Source organism: Aquincola sp. J276 (assembly GCF_024700035.1).
Lineage (GTDB): Bacteria > Pseudomonadota > Gammaproteobacteria > Burkholderiales > Burkholderiaceae_C > Aquincola > Aquincola tertiaricarbonis.
On sequence record NZ_JAJONC010000001.1, the window covers coordinates 1,677,694 to 1,693,904 of the forward strand.

At 71.8% G+C, this 16,211-nt stretch carries 11 protein-coding genes and 2 pseudogenes; 7 read left to right on the forward strand and 6 right to left on the reverse strand.

Annotated features, from left to right (window positions below; genetic code table 11):
* Positions 1-14: 14 nt before the first annotated feature.
* The 5 genes and pseudogenes from LRS14_RS07665 to LRS14_RS07685 all read left to right on the forward strand — a co-directional run bounded on the left by LRS14_RS07665 (position 15) and on the right by LRS14_RS07685 (position 4,476).
* Positions 15-2,186, forward strand: a complete 2,172-nt coding sequence (locus tag LRS14_RS07665) for a hypothetical protein (RefSeq protein ID WP_257799146.1) — start codon at positions 15-17, stop codon at positions 2,184-2,186.
* Positions 2,187-2,246: 60 nt separating this feature from the next.
* Positions 2,247-2,663, forward strand: coding sequence for a peptide-methionine (R)-S-oxide reductase MsrB (msrB, locus tag LRS14_RS07670; protein WP_257799147.1), 417 nt, complete (start codon positions 2,247-2,249; stop codon positions 2,661-2,663).
* Positions 2,660-3,308, forward strand: a pseudogene (locus LRS14_RS07675) (septation protein A). The gene msrB and the pseudogene LRS14_RS07675 overlap by 4 nt, the downstream one beginning before the upstream one ends.
* 5 nt (positions 3,309-3,313) lie before the next feature.
* Entirely contained in the window at positions 3,314-3,583 is a 270-nt protein-coding gene (locus LRS14_RS07680) for a BolA family transcriptional regulator (protein ID WP_046112320.1), read from the forward strand.
* Between the two features lie 98 nt (positions 3,584-3,681).
* Entirely contained in the window at positions 3,682-4,476 is a 795-nt protein-coding gene (locus LRS14_RS07685; protein ID WP_257799148.1) for a peptidylprolyl isomerase, read from the forward strand.
* A gap of 14 nt (positions 4,477-4,490) precedes the next feature.
* On the opposite strand, the gene LRS14_RS07690 is transcribed toward LRS14_RS07685, so the two are convergent.
* The 3 genes from LRS14_RS07690 to LRS14_RS07700 form a co-directional block, all read right to left on the reverse strand.
* Complete coding sequence (locus LRS14_RS07690) at positions 4,491-5,747, reverse strand: EAL domain-containing protein (protein ID WP_257799149.1); 1,257 nt, start codon at positions 5,745-5,747, stop codon at positions 4,491-4,493.
* Positions 5,722-7,392: a methyl-accepting chemotaxis protein gene (locus LRS14_RS07695; RefSeq protein WP_257799150.1), complete on the reverse strand. Its 1,671-nt coding sequence runs from the start codon at positions 7,390-7,392 to the stop codon at positions 5,722-5,724. The genes LRS14_RS07690 and LRS14_RS07695 overlap by 26 nt, the downstream gene beginning before the upstream one ends.
* A 431-nt stretch (positions 7,393-7,823) precedes the next feature.
* Positions 7,824-8,519 (reverse strand): ABC transporter ATP-binding protein, encoded by a 696-nt coding sequence (locus tag LRS14_RS07700; RefSeq protein WP_046112324.1) that lies wholly within the window; start codon positions 8,517-8,519, stop codon positions 7,824-7,826.
* A 4-nt stretch (positions 8,520-8,523) separates the two neighbouring features.
* Between LRS14_RS07700 and LRS14_RS07705 the strand changes: the two genes are divergently transcribed.
* On the forward strand, positions 8,524-9,216 hold the full coding sequence (locus LRS14_RS07705) for an arylesterase (protein WP_046112417.1): 693 nt from the start codon (positions 8,524-8,526) through the stop codon (positions 9,214-9,216).
* Positions 9,217-9,238: 22 nt separating this feature from the next.
* On the opposite strand, the gene LRS14_RS07710 is transcribed toward LRS14_RS07705, so the two are convergent.
* The 3 genes and pseudogenes from LRS14_RS07710 to ligA all read right to left on the reverse strand — a co-directional run bounded on the left by LRS14_RS07710 (position 9,239) and on the right by ligA (position 13,835).
* On the reverse strand, positions 9,239-11,140 hold the full coding sequence (locus LRS14_RS07710) for a DUF6600 domain-containing protein (protein ID WP_052736187.1): 1,902 nt from the start codon (positions 11,138-11,140) through the stop codon (positions 9,239-9,241).
* Between the two features lie 94 nt (positions 11,141-11,234).
* Positions 11,235-11,771 carry a peptide deformylase gene (gene def / locus LRS14_RS07715; RefSeq protein WP_046112325.1) on the reverse strand — a complete coding sequence of 179 codons (537 nt, stop codon included), beginning with the start codon at positions 11,769-11,771 and terminating at the stop codon, positions 11,235-11,237.
* 13 nt (positions 11,772-11,784) lie between these two features.
* A pseudogene (gene ligA, locus LRS14_RS07720) lies at positions 11,785-13,835 on the reverse strand (NAD-dependent DNA ligase LigA).
* Between the two features lie 61 nt (positions 13,836-13,896).
* Between ligA and gorA the strand changes: the two are divergent.
* Positions 13,897-15,939: a glutathione-disulfide reductase gene (gene gorA / locus LRS14_RS07725; protein ID WP_310740810.1), complete on the forward strand. Its 2,043-nt coding sequence runs from the start codon at positions 13,897-13,899 to the stop codon at positions 15,937-15,939.
* The last annotated feature ends 272 nt before the right edge of the window (positions 15,940-16,211 follow it).

The window sequence follows — 16,211 nt, forward strand, 5'->3', positions numbered from 1 at the left end:
ACGAGGAGTGCCCCATGCATCACGCCCCTTCGCAACCCCGGCCCGCCGCCAGCCGCAGCCCGACCTTGCGCCGCCGCCCGCCGACGGCCGCCACGCCGCTCCTGGCGGCGCTGGCGGCCGCATTGATGGCCGCCGGCTGCGGCGGTGATGGCGATGACGACGACACGCCGGACGAGCCGGCTGCCGCCGTGCTGCGTGGCACGGTGGCCGTGGGTGCCGCACTCGCCGGCGCGCAGCTCACCATCAGCGACCGCGCCGGTGCCGCCGCCTGCAGCGGCGAGCTGGCGCCCACCACTGCCGGCGGCGAATACAGCTGCAGCCTGGCGCCCGCTGCCCAGGCGCCGCTGCTGGTGGTGGCCACCGACCCGGCCGGCGGCCATGCGCCGATGGTGGCGGTGCTGCCCACGCTGCCGGCCCCGGGCAGCGAGGCGGTCACCAACGTGACGCCGCTGACCACGGCCATCGTCGGCCAGCTGGCGCCCGACCGCAGCGCGCTGTCGGTGGTGGCCACGCCGTCGCTGGTCGACACCGCGCGGCTGGAAGCCGTCACCCAGGCCGTGGTGGCGCAGCTGGGCCCGGTGCTGGCCAGCCTGCAGCTGCCGGCGGGCTTCAACCCCTTCAGCACGCCGCTGGTGGCCGCCACCGCCAGCACCGCGGGCAATGCGGCCGACCAGCTGATCGACGTGCTGCGCATCACCCAGGTCAACGGCGTGCCGATGATCAGCACCGTCGACCGGTCCGACGCGCCGGTGGCGATGGCCGATGGCGTGCAGCCGGCGCCCACGCTGGCCGCGCCGCCGGCCGCGGCACTGGACCTGGCCGGCGCGCTCAAACTGTCCAGCCAGGCGTTCACCCGCTGCTTCGCGCTGCCGCTGGCCCAGCGGGTGCTGGCCACCGAAGAGAACGTCGATCCCGCCGACGGCGGCCCGCGGCTGCTGTCGGTGGCGCCAGCCTGCGAGGACATCGCGGCCGACGACTACCTGCACCAGGGCTACACCGCCCAGCAAGCCTTCCACGGCCTGATGACGCGCTCAGACATGACCGGCGCCACCTTCGATCCGCCGCAGGTGCTGCGCTACATCGACGACACCAGCGCGGCCGACCGCGACGCCGCGGTCGTCAACATGCACTACCGGGACGCCGCCGGCGTGGCCGGCAACTTCATCACCGTGGCGCGGCGGCTGGCCGGCACCGCCACCGCCGGCCATGCCACCGACTGGTGGCTGCATGGCAACCAGGCGCCGGTGGAGGCCAGCATCACGGCGTCCATCCGCCGCAACGAACAGCTGGCGCCCAGCCCCGGCACGCCGCCGTTCGCCAATACGGGCGCCAGCCGCTACGAGAGCGGGCTCAACATCTTCATCAACATGAAGGGCCCGGGCAGCCGGGGCATGCGCGCGGCCCGGGTCAAGGGGCCCGGCCTGCCCACCGCCGGCCTGGTGTACACGCCGCCGCGCGCCAGCATCTGTACCAGCCAGAACTGGCTCAACCTGTTCAGCAAGGACGGCAATGTCGATCCCGCCGTGGCCCTGCCCGCGCCGGACAACGGCAACATCTTCCGGCTGCAGCGCACCCAAGGGCTGGCAGGCGCGCAGGCCACCACGGTGCGGGCCAACCCGAATGCCGGCACGGCCGACAACAGCAACGTGATCTGGGCCCATCCGCTGGACTACGGCCAGCCGCCCGGCAGCACCGCCTATGTGGACTTCGGCCAACTGCGCGCCCATGCGGCGTACACCTTCGAAGTTTTTTACGAAGGCGAAACAACGGCCCGCCACACGCTCACCCGCACCACGCTCACGCCGGTGATGCCGGCCACGGCCGGGGCCTCGCTGCGCTGGCATGCGCTGGATGCGGCCACCCTGCAGGCGCTGGACCCGGCGCAACCGGCCGGCGGCGCCCAGGCCAGCCTGCAGATCGGCTGGCAGGCCGACCCCTATGCCGAGCCGGTGCGCAGCGTGGGCGTGTACAGCTTCGCCGGCGGGCGCAGCGTCAACCAGGGCACGGTGCCGGTGGCACACCGCATTACCACGGTGACCGCGACCGCGCCCACCACCGGCCTGACCTGCGAGGCGGGTGAACGCTTCATGCCGCTGGCCGCCGACGGCAGCGCCGGGCGCAGCATCCAGCTGCGCTACCGGATGCCGGACGGCAGCTTCAAGGACAGCCTGACGCGCTACAACTGAACACAGGGCCATTGGGGCAGCCACCGGCAAGCGGCCGGGCCGGTGGCTAGACTCCCGCGCATGAGCCACGAACACGACGACCCGAAGTACCCCGTCCACAAGACCGACGCGCAATGGCGTGCCGAGCTGGACCCGATGCAGTACCAGGTGGCGCGGCATGCGGCCACCGAGCGCGCCTTTACCGGCAAGTACTGGGACCACACCGACAGCGGCCAGTACAACTGCGTGGGCTGCGGCACGCCGCTGTTCGATTCCAGCACCAAGTTCGACGCCGGCTGCGGCTGGCCGAGCTACTACGAGCCGATCAACAGCGAGGTGGTGGAACGCGTGATCGACCGCTCGCACGGCATGCTGCGGGTGGAGGTGCGCTGCAACAACTGCGGCTCCCACCTGGGCCATGTGTTCGAGGACGGACCCGAGCCCACCGGCGAACGCTTCTGCATCAATTCGGCAGCGATAGACTTCGCGCCCAAATGAAGCTGTTGTTCGATTTCCTGCCGATCATCCTGTTCTTCGGCGCCTTCAAGTACGCCGAGAACCACAAGGAATGGGCCGCCGCCTTCGCTTCCGAGCATTTCGGCTTCATGGTCTCCGGCGGGGTGGTGGGCACGGCCGAGGCGCCGGTGCTGCTGTCCACCGTGGTGGTGATCGTGGCCACGCTGGCCCAGGTGGCCTGGGTCATGGCCCGCGGCAAGAAGGTGGACACCATGCTCTGGGGTCAGCCTGGTGCTGGTGGTGGTGCTCGGCGGCGCAACCATCTGGTTCCACAACGAGACCTTCATCAAGTGGAAGCCCAGCGTGCTGTACTGGGTGATGGGTGCCTCCTTCCTGCTGAGCGAGCTGCTGCTGCGCAAGAACCTGCTGCGCCTGCTGCTGGGTGAGCAGCTGAAACTGCCGGACTACGCCTGGCAGCGCTTGAACCTGGCCTGGGTGGCCTTCTTCGCGGTGATGGGCGTGCTCAACCTGTGGGTGGCCTACAGCTTCTCCACCGACGCCTGGGTCAACTTCAAGCTCTTCGGCGGCATCGGCCTGATGCTGCTGTTTACGCTGGCCCAGGGCGTGTACCTGAGCCGCCATGTGCAGGAAGAACCCGTGGCCGAGGCCGAGGCACCGGGCAAGTAGCCGCCATGAGCGTTTCCGCCACCGACATCGAAGCCTGCCTGCGCGAGGCGCTGGCGCCCACCGCGCTGCAGGTGCAGGACGACAGCCACCTGCATGCCGGCCATGCCGGCGCCCGCGAGGGCCGGCATTTCACCGTGCGCATCACCAGCGCCCGCTTCGCCGGCACCAGCCGGGTGGCGCGGCACCGCCTCGTGTACAGTGCCCTGCAGGCCCTGATCCCGCAGGGCATCCATGCGCTGGCCATCGAGGCCCGCACGCCCGAAGAGGCCGGCTGACGCCCCAACCCCCTTCACGCGGCCCTGGATTGCCCCCCGTGGCCACGCCCTTCACCCCCAGCCTGCACCTACCGCAGCATCCCGAGAGGCCCTTGCCCATGAAGACCCAGCTTTCCCTGCTTGCCGCCGCACTGGTCGCCCTGCCGATGGTGGCCGGCGCGCAGAACGTCGCCATCGTCAACGGCAAGGCCGTGCCCAAGGCCCGCGTCGAAGCCCTGATGACCCAGGCCACCCGCGGCGGTGAACAGCCGCGCACGCCCGAGCTGGAAGCGCGGGTGAAGGAGGAAGTGGTGCTGCGCGAGATCTTCGCGCAGGAAGCCGAGAAGCGCGGCATGGCGCAGACGGCCGACTACAAGAGCCAGATGGAACTGGCGCGCCAGAGCATCCTGATCCGCGAGCTGTTCACCGACTTCCAGAAGAAGAACGTGGTGTCCGACGCCGATGCCAAGGCCGAGTACGACAAGTTCAAGGCCCAGTCGGCCGGCCAGGAATTCCGCGCCCGCCACATCCTGGTGGAGACCGAGGACCAGGCCAAGGCGCTGATCGCCGAGATCAAGGCCGGCGGCAACTTCGAGGAAATCGCCAAGAAGAACTCCAAGGACCCGGGCTCCGGCGAGAACGGCGGCGACCTGGACTTCGCCAAGCCCGACGCCTACGTGCCGGAGTTCGGCCAGGCCATGGCCGCGCTGAAGAAGGGCGAGATGACCGAGACGCCGGTGAAGACCCAGTTCGGCTACCACATCATCAAGCTGGAAGACACGCGCGAGGCGCAGTTCCCGGCCTTCGAGGAAGTGAAGCCGCAGATCCAGCAGCGCCTGACGCAGGTCAAGCTGCAGCAGTTCCAGCAGGACCTGCGCGCCAAGGCCAAGACGGACTACAAGTTCCAGGAGTGAGCGACGCGCGCCGCTCACTCCGGGCGGCGCAGATCGGGCAGCCGCGCCTCGTGGCTGCCCAGCCAGCGGGCCACGGCATCGCCGGGCATCGGCCGGGCCACCAGGTAGCCCTGCCCCACGTTGCAGCCTGATTGCTGCAGCAGCCGCCAGTCCTCCATCGTCTCCACGCCTTCGGCCACCGACACCAGGCCGAGCCGGCCCGCCATCTCCAGCGCCGACTGCAGCAGCGTCTTCAGGTGCGGGCAGCGGTGCGCGCCGTGCACGAAGGAACGGTCGATCTTCAGCTCGGTGCAGGGCACCCGCGCCAGCTGCTGCATCGACGAGAAGCCGGTGCCGTAGTCGTCGATCGACAGCCCCACGCCGCGCATGCGCAGCCGGGCGAGCACGCTCAGCGTGGCGGCATCGGAGGCCACCGCCGCGCTCTCGGTGATTTCCAGCACCAGCTGCGAAGGCGCCACCCCATGCCGTGCCAGCAGCGCGGTGACCGCCTCCACCAGCCCGGGCGTCTGCAGCGACAGCGGCGACAGGTTCACCGCCATCGACAGCCGCAGGCCGCGCGCGCTCCAGCGCGCCACCTGCGCGAGGCTCTGGTCCATCACGGAGCGCGTCAGGTCGCCGATGATCCCGTGCTGCTCGGCGGTGGCGATGAAGCGGTCCGGCGGCACCATGCCCAGCACCGGGTCGGTCCAGCGCGCCAGCGCCTCCACGCCGCGGACCAGCCCGGTGCGGATGTCCACCTTGGGCTGGAACTGCGGCGTCACCCGCCCCTGCGCCACCGCCAGCGCCAGCACATCGGGAGCGATGGGCTGCGGCACGCTGGGCAGGCTGGGCGCTTCGCCGCTGGCCTGCATCTGCTGGCTCGCTTCCAGCGCGGCGGCCATCACTTCCGAGGTCAGCGGCTTGGCCACGCCGGCCAGCAGCCGCATCGACAAGGTGGCGGCCATGGCCTCCACCGCCCGCATCAAGGCGCCTTCGCGGCTGCTGGCCACCACGAAGGGCGAGCGCACGCCGTGGCGCCCCAGGTGCTGGATCAGCTCGAAGCCGTCCATCACCGGCATCTCCAGGTCGATGACCATCAGCGTGGGCGGCAGCGGCAGCCCGGCCAGCCGGCGCAGCGCATCCTCGCCGTCCTGCGCCTCGTGCACTTCGCTCACGCCCAGGGCGCGGCACAGCGACACCGCATGCTGCCGCTGCACCAGGCTGTCGTCGACCACCAGCACCACGTCGCGCGCGGCCTGCGGTCGATCAGAAGGAAGTGAAGGAGGACTCATCGACGGTGTCGTCCGCCCGCTGGCGGGCTGGTGCGGCCGCTGGCCGCTTGGCGGAAGGCGAGCCATGCCGCGCGGCCGAGCGCGCCAGGCCCAGCGCACGGCGGGCGGGGCCGGCCGCCTCGGGTTCGGCGACGCCGCCGGTGGCCAGGCGGAAGAAGCCCATGGTCTGCTGCAGCGCCTCGGCCTGCGCGCTCATCTCGGCCGAGGTGGCGGCCAGTTCCTCGGAGCTGGAGGCGTTCTGCTGCATCGCCTGGCTGAGCTGGCCCACCGCGGCATTGATCTGCGCCACGCCGGCCGACTGCTCCTCGCTGGCCGCGGTGATCTCCTGCACCAGGTCGGAGGTCTTGCTGATGCTGGGCACCATGGCGGTGAGCAGCTCGCCCGCGCGCTCGGCCAGCTGCACGCTCTCGCTGGCCACGTTGCCGATCTCCTCGGCCGCCACCTGGCTGCGCTCGGCCAGCTTGCGCACCTCGGCGGCCACCACCGCGAAACCCTTGCCGTGCTCGCCGGCGCGTGCAGCCTCGATGGCCGCATTCAGCGCCAGCAGGTTGGTCTGGTAGGCGATGTCATCGATGATGACGATCTTGCGGGCGATCTGCTTCATGGCCGAGACCGTGGCCGACACCGCCTCGCCGCCCTCCCTCGCCTCGCCGGCGGCCTTGCCGGCCATGCCATCGGTGACCTTGGCGTTGTCGGTGTTCTGCGCGATGGAGGCCGTCATCTCCTCGATGGAGGCGCTGGTCTGCTCCACGCTGGCGGCCTGCTCGCTGGCGGCCTGCGACAGCACCTGCGAGGTGGCGCTCACCTGCTCCGAAGCGGTGGCCAGGCTCTCGGCACCGTCGTTCACCTCCCGCACCACGTTGGTCAGGCGGGCCACCATGTCGCGCACCGCGGCCAGCATGCTGCGCTCGTCGCCGGCGCGGGTGCGCACCTCCACCGTCAGGTCGCCCTGCGCCACGCGCCGGATGACCTCGGCCGCATAGGCCGGCTCGCCGCCCAGCAGCCGCAGCAGGCCGCGGGTGATGAGCACGCCCATCACCGCCGCGATGAGCACCGCGCCGGCCGACAGGCCCAGCATCAGGTCGCGGGTGTGCAGGTAGCTGGCGGCGGCCTCCTTCACCGTCGACTGCATCAGCTGCACCTGGAAGTCGGCCATCTCGTCCAGCGCGGCCTCCAGCCGCGCATTGGCAGGCGCGAAGTCGTCGCGCACGAAGGCGGCGGCCTGCTCGCGGTCGCCGTCCATCAGCGCGTACAGCGACGGGTACTTGGTGGCCAGCGTGGCCCGCCGGTCCTTCACCGCGGCCATCAGTTCGCGGCCGCGGTCGGTGTTGACCATGGCATCGAACTGGCTCACCAGCGTCTCGTCGCGCGCACGGTTGGCCGCCACCCGGGCCTTGAAGGGCTCGACGTTGAAGCCGGCCGGCGCCAGCAGGATGGCCCGCAGCTGCCGCCCGTTGTCCACGGTGAGGGTCTGCATCTCCTTGGCCATCATGGCCTTGGCCACGCGGTCGTCGACGATGAGCGAGGTGCGCTCGTTCATCTCCGACAGCCGGCTGATGCCGAGCGCGGCCAGCGCCAGCATCAGCGCCACGACGGCGCCAAAGCCCAGGCCCAGCCGGGTGGCCACTTTGAGGTTGTTGAACATGGTTGGCTTCCTGCCGTGCGTGACGGCGTTCAAGAAGGAAACGGCATGGATGCGGCCGGCGTGGCTGCCGGCTGCGGTGCATGCGGCAGCGCCATCACGCCGGGAAGACGGGCGCGCGGGCTGCGGTTCGGGAATGGGCGCGGGGCGCCGGAGGGCGGTGGCCAGAGCGCGCGGGGATGGGCGGCCGGCCGGCGCGGCGCGCGCAGCGGGCACCGGGCCGCGCCCCGGTCAAGGCCGGGGAAGGCGCGCTTGGCACCCGTGGCGGCGCCGGCAAGGCTGTACTGACCTGACATCTCTCGTGCTCCAAGACACTTCGACGAATAGGCCCACGGTTCGTACAGCTCTTGACCCGGGTCTGGGTCACATATCGGAAGAAGCGGCAGCGGACTTGAGATGCCGGGCGGCGCCGCCCGCCCGGCCCGCGCAGGCGGTCAGCCGGCTTCGGCCGGCTCCGCCGAAGCCACCAGGCGCCCGGCCTCGATGACCAGCTGGCGGTCGCAGCGACGGGCGATGGCCCGGTCGTGCGTGACCAGCACGAGCGTGGTGCCGGCCTCGCGGTTCAGCTCGAAGATCAGCTGCATCACGGTTTCGCCGGTGGCGAAATCCAGGCTGCCGGTGGGCTCGTCGGCCAGCAGCACGGCCGGCCGCACCACGAAGGCCCGGGCCAGCGCCACGCGCTGCTGCTCGCCGCCCGACAGCACCCGCGGATAGTGGCCCAGCCGTGCGCCCAGGCCGACGCGGCCGAGCATCTCGGTGGCCGCGGCGCGGGCGTCGTTGCGGCCCATCAGCTCCAGCGGCAGCATCACGTTCTCCAGCGCCGTGAGGTTGCCCAGCAGCTGGAAGCTTTGGAACACGAAGCCCACCTTCTGCGCCCGCACCGCGGCGCGGGCGTCCTCGTCCAGCGCGAAGAGGTCGGTGCCGGCCAGGCGCACCGTGCCCTGCGTGGGCACGTCCAGCCCGGCCAGGATGGACAGCAGCGTGCTCTTGCCGGAACCGGACGCGCCGACGATGGCCACCGATTCCTGCGCACGCAGAGTGAACTCGATGCCATGGAGAATCGTCAGAACACCGGTCGAGTCGCGTACCTCTTTGCTGACGCGGTCGACTTCGATGATGGGTTGCTGCATGAAGATGGAGTCGAGCTTGGAACGGACGGGTGGAAGGCTGACCGCGCAACGGCGGCAGGTGCTGTTGCACTGTAGCGCGCTGGGGCTGGCCTTCGGGCTGGGCGGGATGCTGCCCGTGGCGGCGCTGGCAGCGCCCGCCACGCCGGTGATCCTGGTGGTGGGCGACAGCCTTTCCGCCGAATACGGCCTGCCGCGCGGCAGCGGCTGGGTGGCGCTGCTGGAGCGCCGGCTGGCCCAGCAGCGTGTGCAGGCGCGGGTGGTGAATGCCAGCATCAGCGGCGACACCACTTCCGGCGGGCGCTCCCGCCTGCCGGCGCTGCTGGCCCAGCACAAGCCCACGCACGTGATCCTGGAGCTGGGCGGCAACGACGCGCTGCGCGGCCTGCCGCTGGCGATGACGCAGGCCAACCTGGCCGAGATGGCACGCGCCAGCAAGGCTGCCGGCGCCCAGGTGCTGGTGGCCGGCATGCAGGTGCCGCCCAACTACGGCCGCAAGTACAGTGACGACTTCGCCGCGCTGTTCGCCACCGTGGCCAAGGCCGAGGGCACGGCGCTGGTGCCCTTCCTGCTGAAGGGCGTGGCCGACGTGCCGAATGCCGAGGCGCTGTTCCAGCCCGACCGCATCCACCCGCGCGAGGCCGCGCACCCGACGATGCTGGACAACGTCTGGCCGGTGCTGCGGCCGCTGCTCAAGTAGCAGGCTGCCGCCCGCCGCGGCGTCAGCGCTCGTTCTGGCGCGGGCCGCGGTCGGCCCGCTCGGCCCGTTCGGCACCCGACTTGTCGCGGCCGGGGCCGCCCATCGGCATGCGCGGCGCTTCCATGCGCGGGGCTTCCATGCGCGGGGCCGGCGCGGGCTGGGCCGGCATCGGCCGCGGCACAGGCACGGCCCGCTGCTCTGGCATGCCCCGTGGCTGGGGCTGCGGCTGGCCCCCGCCCTGCGGCGGACGCTGCCACTGCGGCTGCACCGGCACCACCCGCTCCGAAGGCGGGCGCACCACCGGCGCCGCGGGGCTGCCGTCGCGGTTGCGCAGGCCGCCGCCGGGATTGACGCCACGCCAGTGGTCGGGCACGCCGTCGGCGTTGCGGTCGTTGCCGCGCTGGCGTTCCAGCAATTCCCGGTCGATGCGGTCGTCGCGCCCGTTGTTGTCGCGGTCGCGGTCGAAGTCGCGGCCGGTGTCCACCGTGCGGCCGGGCCAGGGCCTGCCGATCGAGCCGGGCGGGTTGCCGCTGTCGATCACGCGGGAAGGCGGCGCATCGTCGCGCCGGCGGTCGGGCCACGGACGCGGATTGCGGTCATCGGGCCGCGGCAGCAGGCCGGCGGTGGGCGGTGGCGGGCGCCAGCCGTCGCGGCGGTGGTCCCAGAAGTCGCGGTTGCCACGCGGGTCGGTGATCACGCGGTCGCCGATGCGCTCGCGCCGGCGCAATATGTCCGACGGCACGACGGTGATGCCGCCCGGCAGGCGCTCGTTCACCCAGGGCGTGCCGTGGCCGCGGTCGGGCAGGCGCCAGCCGGGCGGGCGCGGACCGGGGCCGTAGTACGGGTCGAGGTGGTCGCGCCAGCGCGGCGCGATGCGGTAACCCGGCACGTAACGCTCGCGCGGCGACAGCGGCACCCAGCCCACATAGGGCGGCCCGCCGACGGTCACGCCCACGCTCACGTTGCCGCCGCCGATCCATGCCACCAGGCCGGGCGAATACACCGGCCGCACTGCATAGCGCCCCGGCGCCCAGCCCCAGCGGCCGTTCCACTGCACCCAGCGGCCGTAATGGAAGGGCGCGAAGCCCCAGGGCGCATCGTCCACCCAGGTCCAGCCCCAGGGCGAGATCCAGCTCCAGCGGCCGTAGCGGTACGGCGCCCAGCCCGCGGCCACGCTGGTGGGCGCCCAGATGGCGCCGTATTCGGGATGGTTGTCCCAGCGGCCGTAGCGGGCCAGGTCGTCGACGCCGGTCATCTCCGGCGACACCTCGCGGTCCAGTGCGGCCAGGCGCTGGTCGTCGGCGCGGTCCTGCGCCAGCACCCAGTCGCTGAACGGGTCCTGCGCGGGAGAGGACCAGGTGTAGTGCGTGGCCCCGCCCTCGCGCCAGAACTCGGCGCGCTGGCCGGCGCGCACGTCCAGCGCGCTGTCGGGCGCGTCGAAGCGGGCGCTGCCGGACCACACGCCCAGCACCATGCTGGGCGCGTCCACGTCCACCCGGTAATGGCCGGCCACCTGCGGCAGCACGCGGCCGGCATCGGACACCACCTGCAGCTCGCGCGCCACCTCGCTGGAGCGCACGCGCAACGCCAGCGTGCCGCGGTCGACGGCCACCTGCACCTGCGCATCGTCCAGCTCGCGCAGGGTCACTTCGGTCTGGCCGTCCAGGCGCAGCGTGGTGGAGCCGATCTGCAGCTCGGCGCGGCCCCCGGCGTCGGTGGCCAGGCGGTCGCCACGGGTCAGCGGGCGGTTGCGCTCGGCGGCCACCCATTCATTGTCCTGGCGGTCCAGCAGCCACACGGTGCCCTGGGTGTCGCCCACGCGGCCCACCCGGCCGGGTGCGTCTTCCTGGGCCTGTGCCGGGCCTGCCAGGCACATCAGCCCGGCCAGCAGCCAGCCGGCCAGCGGTGAAGCAATGGTTCTCATGCAGCAGTCTCCTGCCCTGTTCAACGCTTTTCGGCCCCCGGCGGCCGACTTGGTTCACCCCGGCTTACAACTGCTGCCAGCTCTTGCGCCGCGTTCAATCGTCCGCGTTCGGATCCATCTCGGGGAACAGCACGCTGGTGAAGCCCAGCCGCGTCAGGTCCGTCATGCGGGTGGGATACAGCCGGCCGATCAGGTGGTCGCATTCATGCTGCACCACGCGGGCGTGGAAGCCCTCGGCCTCGCGCTCGATCGGCCGCCCTTGCGGGTCGACACCGGTGTAACGGATGCGCTGGGCGCGCGGCACCACGCCGCGCAGCCCGGGCACCGACAGGCAGCCCTCCCACCCTTCCACCATCACGTCGTCCAGCGGCGTGATCACCGGGTTGATGAGCACCGTCTTGGGCACCGGCGGCGCCTCGGGGTAGCGCTCGTTGCGGTCGAAGCCAAAAATCACCAGCTGCAGGTCGACGCCGATCTGCGGCGCGGCCAGGCCGGCGCCGTTGGCCGCGGCCATGGTGTCGAACATGTCGGCGATCAGCGCATGCAGCTCCGGCGTGTCGAACTCGGTCACGGGCGGCGCCACGCGCAGCAGGCGGGGGTCGCCCATCTTCAGGATTTCTCGTACTGCCATCGGTTCGTCTCGTTCAGGTTGCGGATGCACCGGCCTCGGCCAGCAGGGCCTGCAGGCCGGCCTCGTCCAGGATCGTGATGCCCAGCTGCTGGGCCTTCTCCAGCTTGCTGCCCGCCTCGGCGCCGGCCACCACGTAGTTCGTCTTCTTCGACACCGAGCCCGCCACCTTGGCGCCGGCCGCTTCCAGCAGGTCCTTGGCCTCGTCGCGGCTCATGGTGGGCAGCGTGCCGGTGAGCACGAAGGTCTGGCCGGCCAGCGGCTTGGGCGCGGCGCGCTCGGCGCCTTCATGCTCGGGCCAGGTGACGCCGGCGGCACGCAGCTGCTCGGCCACCTCGCGGTTGTGCGGCTGCTCGAAGAAGGCGCGGATGCTTTGCGCCACCACCGGGCCCACGTCGGGTACCTCCAGCAGCTGCTCGTAGGTGGCGTCCATCACCGCGTCGAGCTGGCCGAAGTGCCGGGCCAGGTCCTTGGCGGTGGTTTCACCCACGTGGCGGATGCCGAGCGCGTACAGGAAGCGCGGCAGCGTGGTGTGCTTGCTCTTGTCCAGCGCCTGCACCAGGTTGGCGGCGCTCTTGTCGGCCATGCGCTCAAGTGCCGACAGCTTGGCGATGCCCAGGGTGTACAGCTCGGGCAGGGTGCGGATCAAACCGCCGTCCACCAGCTGGTCGACCAGCTTGTCGCCCAGGCCCTCGATGTCCATCGCGCGGCGGCCGGCAAAGTGCAGCAGCGCCTGCTTGCGCTGCGCCGCGCAGAAGAGGCCGCCGGTGCAGCGGTGGTCGATGCCGCCGCGCTCGCGCAGCACGTCGCTGCCGCACACCGGGCAATGTCGCGGCATGCGGAAGTTGGGCACGTAGCCCGCGCGCGGCCCGGGCACGCGGCCCACCACCTCCGGGATCACGTCGCCGGCGCGGCGCACGATCACCTTGTCGCCGATGCGCACGCCCTTGCGGCGCAGCTCGAACACGTTGTGCAGCGTCGCATTGCTCACCGTCGTGCCGCCGACGAACACCGGCTCCAGCTTGGCCACCGGCGTGAGCTTGCCGGTGCGGCCCACCTGGATGTCGATGGCGCGCAGCACCGTCACCTGCTCCTGCGCCGGGTACTTGTGCGCCACCGCCCAGCGCGGCTCGCGGGTCTTGAAGCCCAGCTGCTGCTGCAGGGCGCGGTCGTCCACCTTGTAGACCACGCCGTCGATGTCGAAGGGCAATGCATCCCGCTGCGCCGCGATGCGTTCATGGAAGCCGGCCAGGCCGTCGGCCCCTCCACCACCGCGCGGTCGGCGTTGACCGGCAGGCCCATCCTGGCCAGCGCATCCAGCGTGGCCGAATGGCTGGGCGGCACGTCCCAGCCCTGCACGTCGCCCAGGCCATAGGCGAAGAAGTCCAGCGGCCGCTGCTTGGCGATGTTGGCGTCCAGCTGGCGCACCACGCCGGCCGCGGCATTGCGCGGGTTGACGAAGGTCTTGCCGCCGGCCTCGCGCTGGCGCTCGTTCAGTGCCTCGAACGCATCCCGGCGCATGAACACCTCGCCGCGCACTTCCAGCACAGGCGCATTGCAGCGCTTGAGCCGCTTGGGGATGACGCCGATGGTGCGGATGGTGTGGGTCACGTCCTCGCCCGTCTCGCCGTCGCCGCGGGTGGCGGCCTGCACCAGCACGCCGCCCTCGTAGCGCAGGTTCACGGCCAGGCCGTCGAACTTCAGCTCGGCGTTGTAGCGCACCGGCGGGTCGGCCTCGGCGAGCTTGAGCGCATTGCGCACCGAGGTGTCGAACTTCAGCGCGCCGGCCGGCGTGGTGTCGGTCTCGGTCTTGATCGACAGCATCGGCACCGTGTGCCGCACTGGCGTCAGGCCTTCCAGCACCGCGCCGATCACGCGCTGCGTGGGCGAATCGGGCGTCAGCAGTTCGGGATGCGCGGCCTCGATGGCCTGCAGTTCCTGGAACAGCTTGTCGTACTCGGCATCGGGGATCGTCGGCGCGTCCAGCACGTAGTAGGCATGGGCATGCGCTTCGAGCAGGCCACGCAGTTCGGCGGCGCGGTGGGCGGGGTCTTCCGTTCGGGGCATGGCGCCAGTGTAGGCAGGCTGTGACACAGTGCATTCCTCCGCGCTGCAGCCCTTTCGCCCCATGACCTCATTCGACTACGACCTCATCACCCTCGGCGCCGGCTCCGGCGGCGTGGCCGCTTCACGCCGGGCCGCGGCGCTGGGCGCCAAGGTGGCCATCATCGAAGGCAGCCGCGTGGGCGGCACCTGCGTGATCCGCGGCTGCGTGCCCAAGAAGCTGATGATGTATGCGGCGCAGCTGGGCGACGCCATCCACGAGGCCCGCGGCTACGGGTGGGCGGTGGAGGCGGCGACGTTCGACATGGCGCCCTGGGCCGCGCAAAAGGCCTCCGAGATCCGCCGGCTGGAAGGCTTGTACCGCCAGCTGCTCAACGGATCGGGCGTGGAGGTGCTGGACGGCTGGGGCCGCATCGACGGCCCGAACACCGTGGTGGTGGGCCAGCGCCGCATCACCGCCCGGCACCTGCTGATCGCCACCGGCGGCCGGCCGGTGCGCGACAGCATCGAGGGCATCGGCGACTGGCCCACCTCGGACGACGTGCTCGACCTGCAGCACCTGCCGGCCGAGGTCGGCATCGTCGGTGGCGGCTACATCGCGGTGGAGTTCGCCAGCATCCTCGCGCGGCTGGGCGCCAAGGTGCAGCTGTTCTACCGCGACCGCCAGCCGCTGCGCGGCTTCGACGAGGACTTGCGCACCCGCGTGGCCCAGGCGCTGGAGGCCGCCGGCATCGTGCTGCATGCAGGCCAGGCGCCGCAGCGCGTGGACAAGCAGGGCGACTGCTACCAGCTGCACATGGCCAGCGGCATGACGCACCGCTTTCCCTTCGTGCTGAACGCCACCGGCCGCCGGCCACACACCGCGGGCCTGGGCCTGGAGACCATCGGCCTGCAGACCGACGCGGCGGGCGCGGTGCCGGTGAACGAGCGCTTCGAGACGCCGGTGCCGGGCGTGCATGCCATCGGCGACGTGACCAACAAGCTCAACCTGACGCCGGTGGCCATCGCCGAAGGCCGCGCCTGGGCCGAAGCGCTGTTCGGCGGCGAAGCCGGCGCCGCCCGTCTGCCCGACTTCAGCCAGATCGCCACCGCGGTGTTCACCCTGCCGCCGCTGGGCACCATCGGCCCCAGCGAGGCCGACGCGCTGGCGGCCGGCCACACGCTGAAGGTGTTCGAGGCCGATTTCCGGCCGATGAAGCAGACCTTCATCGGCGGCGCCGAGCGCAGCTACATGAAGCTGCTGGTGGACGCCGACACCGACCGCGTGCTGGCGGTGCACATGCTGGGCGCCGACGCACCGGAGATCGTGCAGAGCCTGGCCGTGGCCCTCACCTGCGGCGCCACCAAGGCCCAGTTCGACCGCACGGTGGCGGTGCACCCGACGTCGGCCGAAGAGTTCGTGCTGATGAGGCAGCCGGCGCGGGTGGTGAAGGCGGGCGCCTCAGGAAGCCGCTGGCAGGTTGTTCAGCTGAACAACCGCCGCGCCGCCGCCGAGCCGGCGGTGAGGTCGCGCTGGGCAAGCTGCGCGTACAGCGTCTTCAGGTCGCCGGCGATGCCGGTGAAATGCTGCAGCGTGATCGGCCAGCCGCGGTCGTCCACCAGCGTGCCGTCCATGCTGGTGGCCAGGGCGCGGGCCACTTCCTGCCAGGCGGCGAAGGGCTCGGCCGATTCGGGTGTCTGCGGCACGTCCAGGCTGAGGGTGACGTCGCGCAGCGCGGCGGCGGCCGGGTCTTCGGCCAGCGCGGCCTGCGGGTCGAAGCCCAGCACCAGCACCGGCGGCGCGCCCGGCTCGGGCGACGGCAGCACCAGCCGGCCCGGCAGGCTGCCGGGCACGAAGCCCTGGCGTGCCGCGCTTTGCTGGATGAAGCCCACCGACCAGGCCGCGCTGTTGGCGCGCAGCACCATGCTCAGCTGCGCATCGTGCGGACTGGCAAAGCCGTCCAGCTCGCGGGCGCGGGCGGCCACTTCCAGCATGTCCGGAAAGTCGGGCATCGCGCCCACCGCCTCGGCAAAGGCCTGCACCTTCTGCACGAACTCCGAATACTCGATCTCGTTGAGCGCGCCGCTGCGGTTGGCCAGTTGCACGCCGGCCTGCAGCTCGTTGTAGCGGCGGCCCGGCGCGGGCGCTTCCCAGTCGCCGGTCTCGACGTTCAGGCCCTCGATGTGGAAGGGCTTGGTGCCGGCGCGGCGCGAGGGCGGCATGTGGGCCAGCACCATGTCGCCGCTGACCGGCGACTCCAGCGTCAGCGGCACGATGGCGTCGATCAGCGGATCGATGCGCGCCAGCCGGCGTCCGCCCACCGGCGGCACCCGCAGCTCGGGCAACACCTCGATGGCCGGGTCCGGCTCGACCGAAGGCACCGCGGGCTCGGCCGCGGC

Bases quoted from the DNA above. Each gene is read 5' to 3' on its own strand.
- LRS14_RS07665 (WP_257799146.1), top strand. From the start codon at position 15: ATGCATCACGCCCCTTCGCAACCCCGGCCCGCCGCCAGCCGCAGCCCG.
- msrB (WP_257799147.1), top strand. From the start codon at position 2,247: ATGAGCCACGAACACGACGACCCGAAGTACCCCGTCCACAAGACCGAC.
- LRS14_RS07680 (WP_046112320.1), top strand. From the start codon at position 3,314: ATGAGCGTTTCCGCCACCGACATCGAAGCCTGCCTGCGCGAGGCGCTG.
- LRS14_RS07685 (WP_257799148.1), top strand. From the start codon at position 3,682: ATGAAGACCCAGCTTTCCCTGCTTGCCGCCGCACTGGTCGCCCTGCCG.
- LRS14_RS07690 (WP_257799149.1), bottom strand. From the start codon at position 5,747: ATGAGTCCTCCTTCACTTCCTTCTGATCGACCGCAGGCCGCGCGCGAC.
- LRS14_RS07695 (WP_257799150.1), bottom strand. From the start codon at position 7,392: ATGTTCAACAACCTCAAAGTGGCCACCCGGCTGGGCCTGGGCTTTGGC.
- LRS14_RS07700 (WP_046112324.1), bottom strand. From the start codon at position 8,519: ATGCAGCAACCCATCATCGAAGTCGACCGCGTCAGCAAAGAGGTACGC.
- LRS14_RS07705 (WP_046112417.1), top strand. From the start codon at position 8,524: ATGGAGTCGAGCTTGGAACGGACGGGTGGAAGGCTGACCGCGCAACGG.
- LRS14_RS07710 (WP_052736187.1), bottom strand. From the start codon at position 11,140: ATGAGAACCATTGCTTCACCGCTGGCCGGCTGGCTGCTGGCCGGGCTG.
- def (WP_046112325.1), bottom strand. From the start codon at position 11,771: ATGGCAGTACGAGAAATCCTGAAGATGGGCGACCCCCGCCTGCTGCGC.
- gorA (WP_310740810.1), top strand. From the start codon at position 13,897: ATGACCTCATTCGACTACGACCTCATCACCCTCGGCGCCGGCTCCGGC.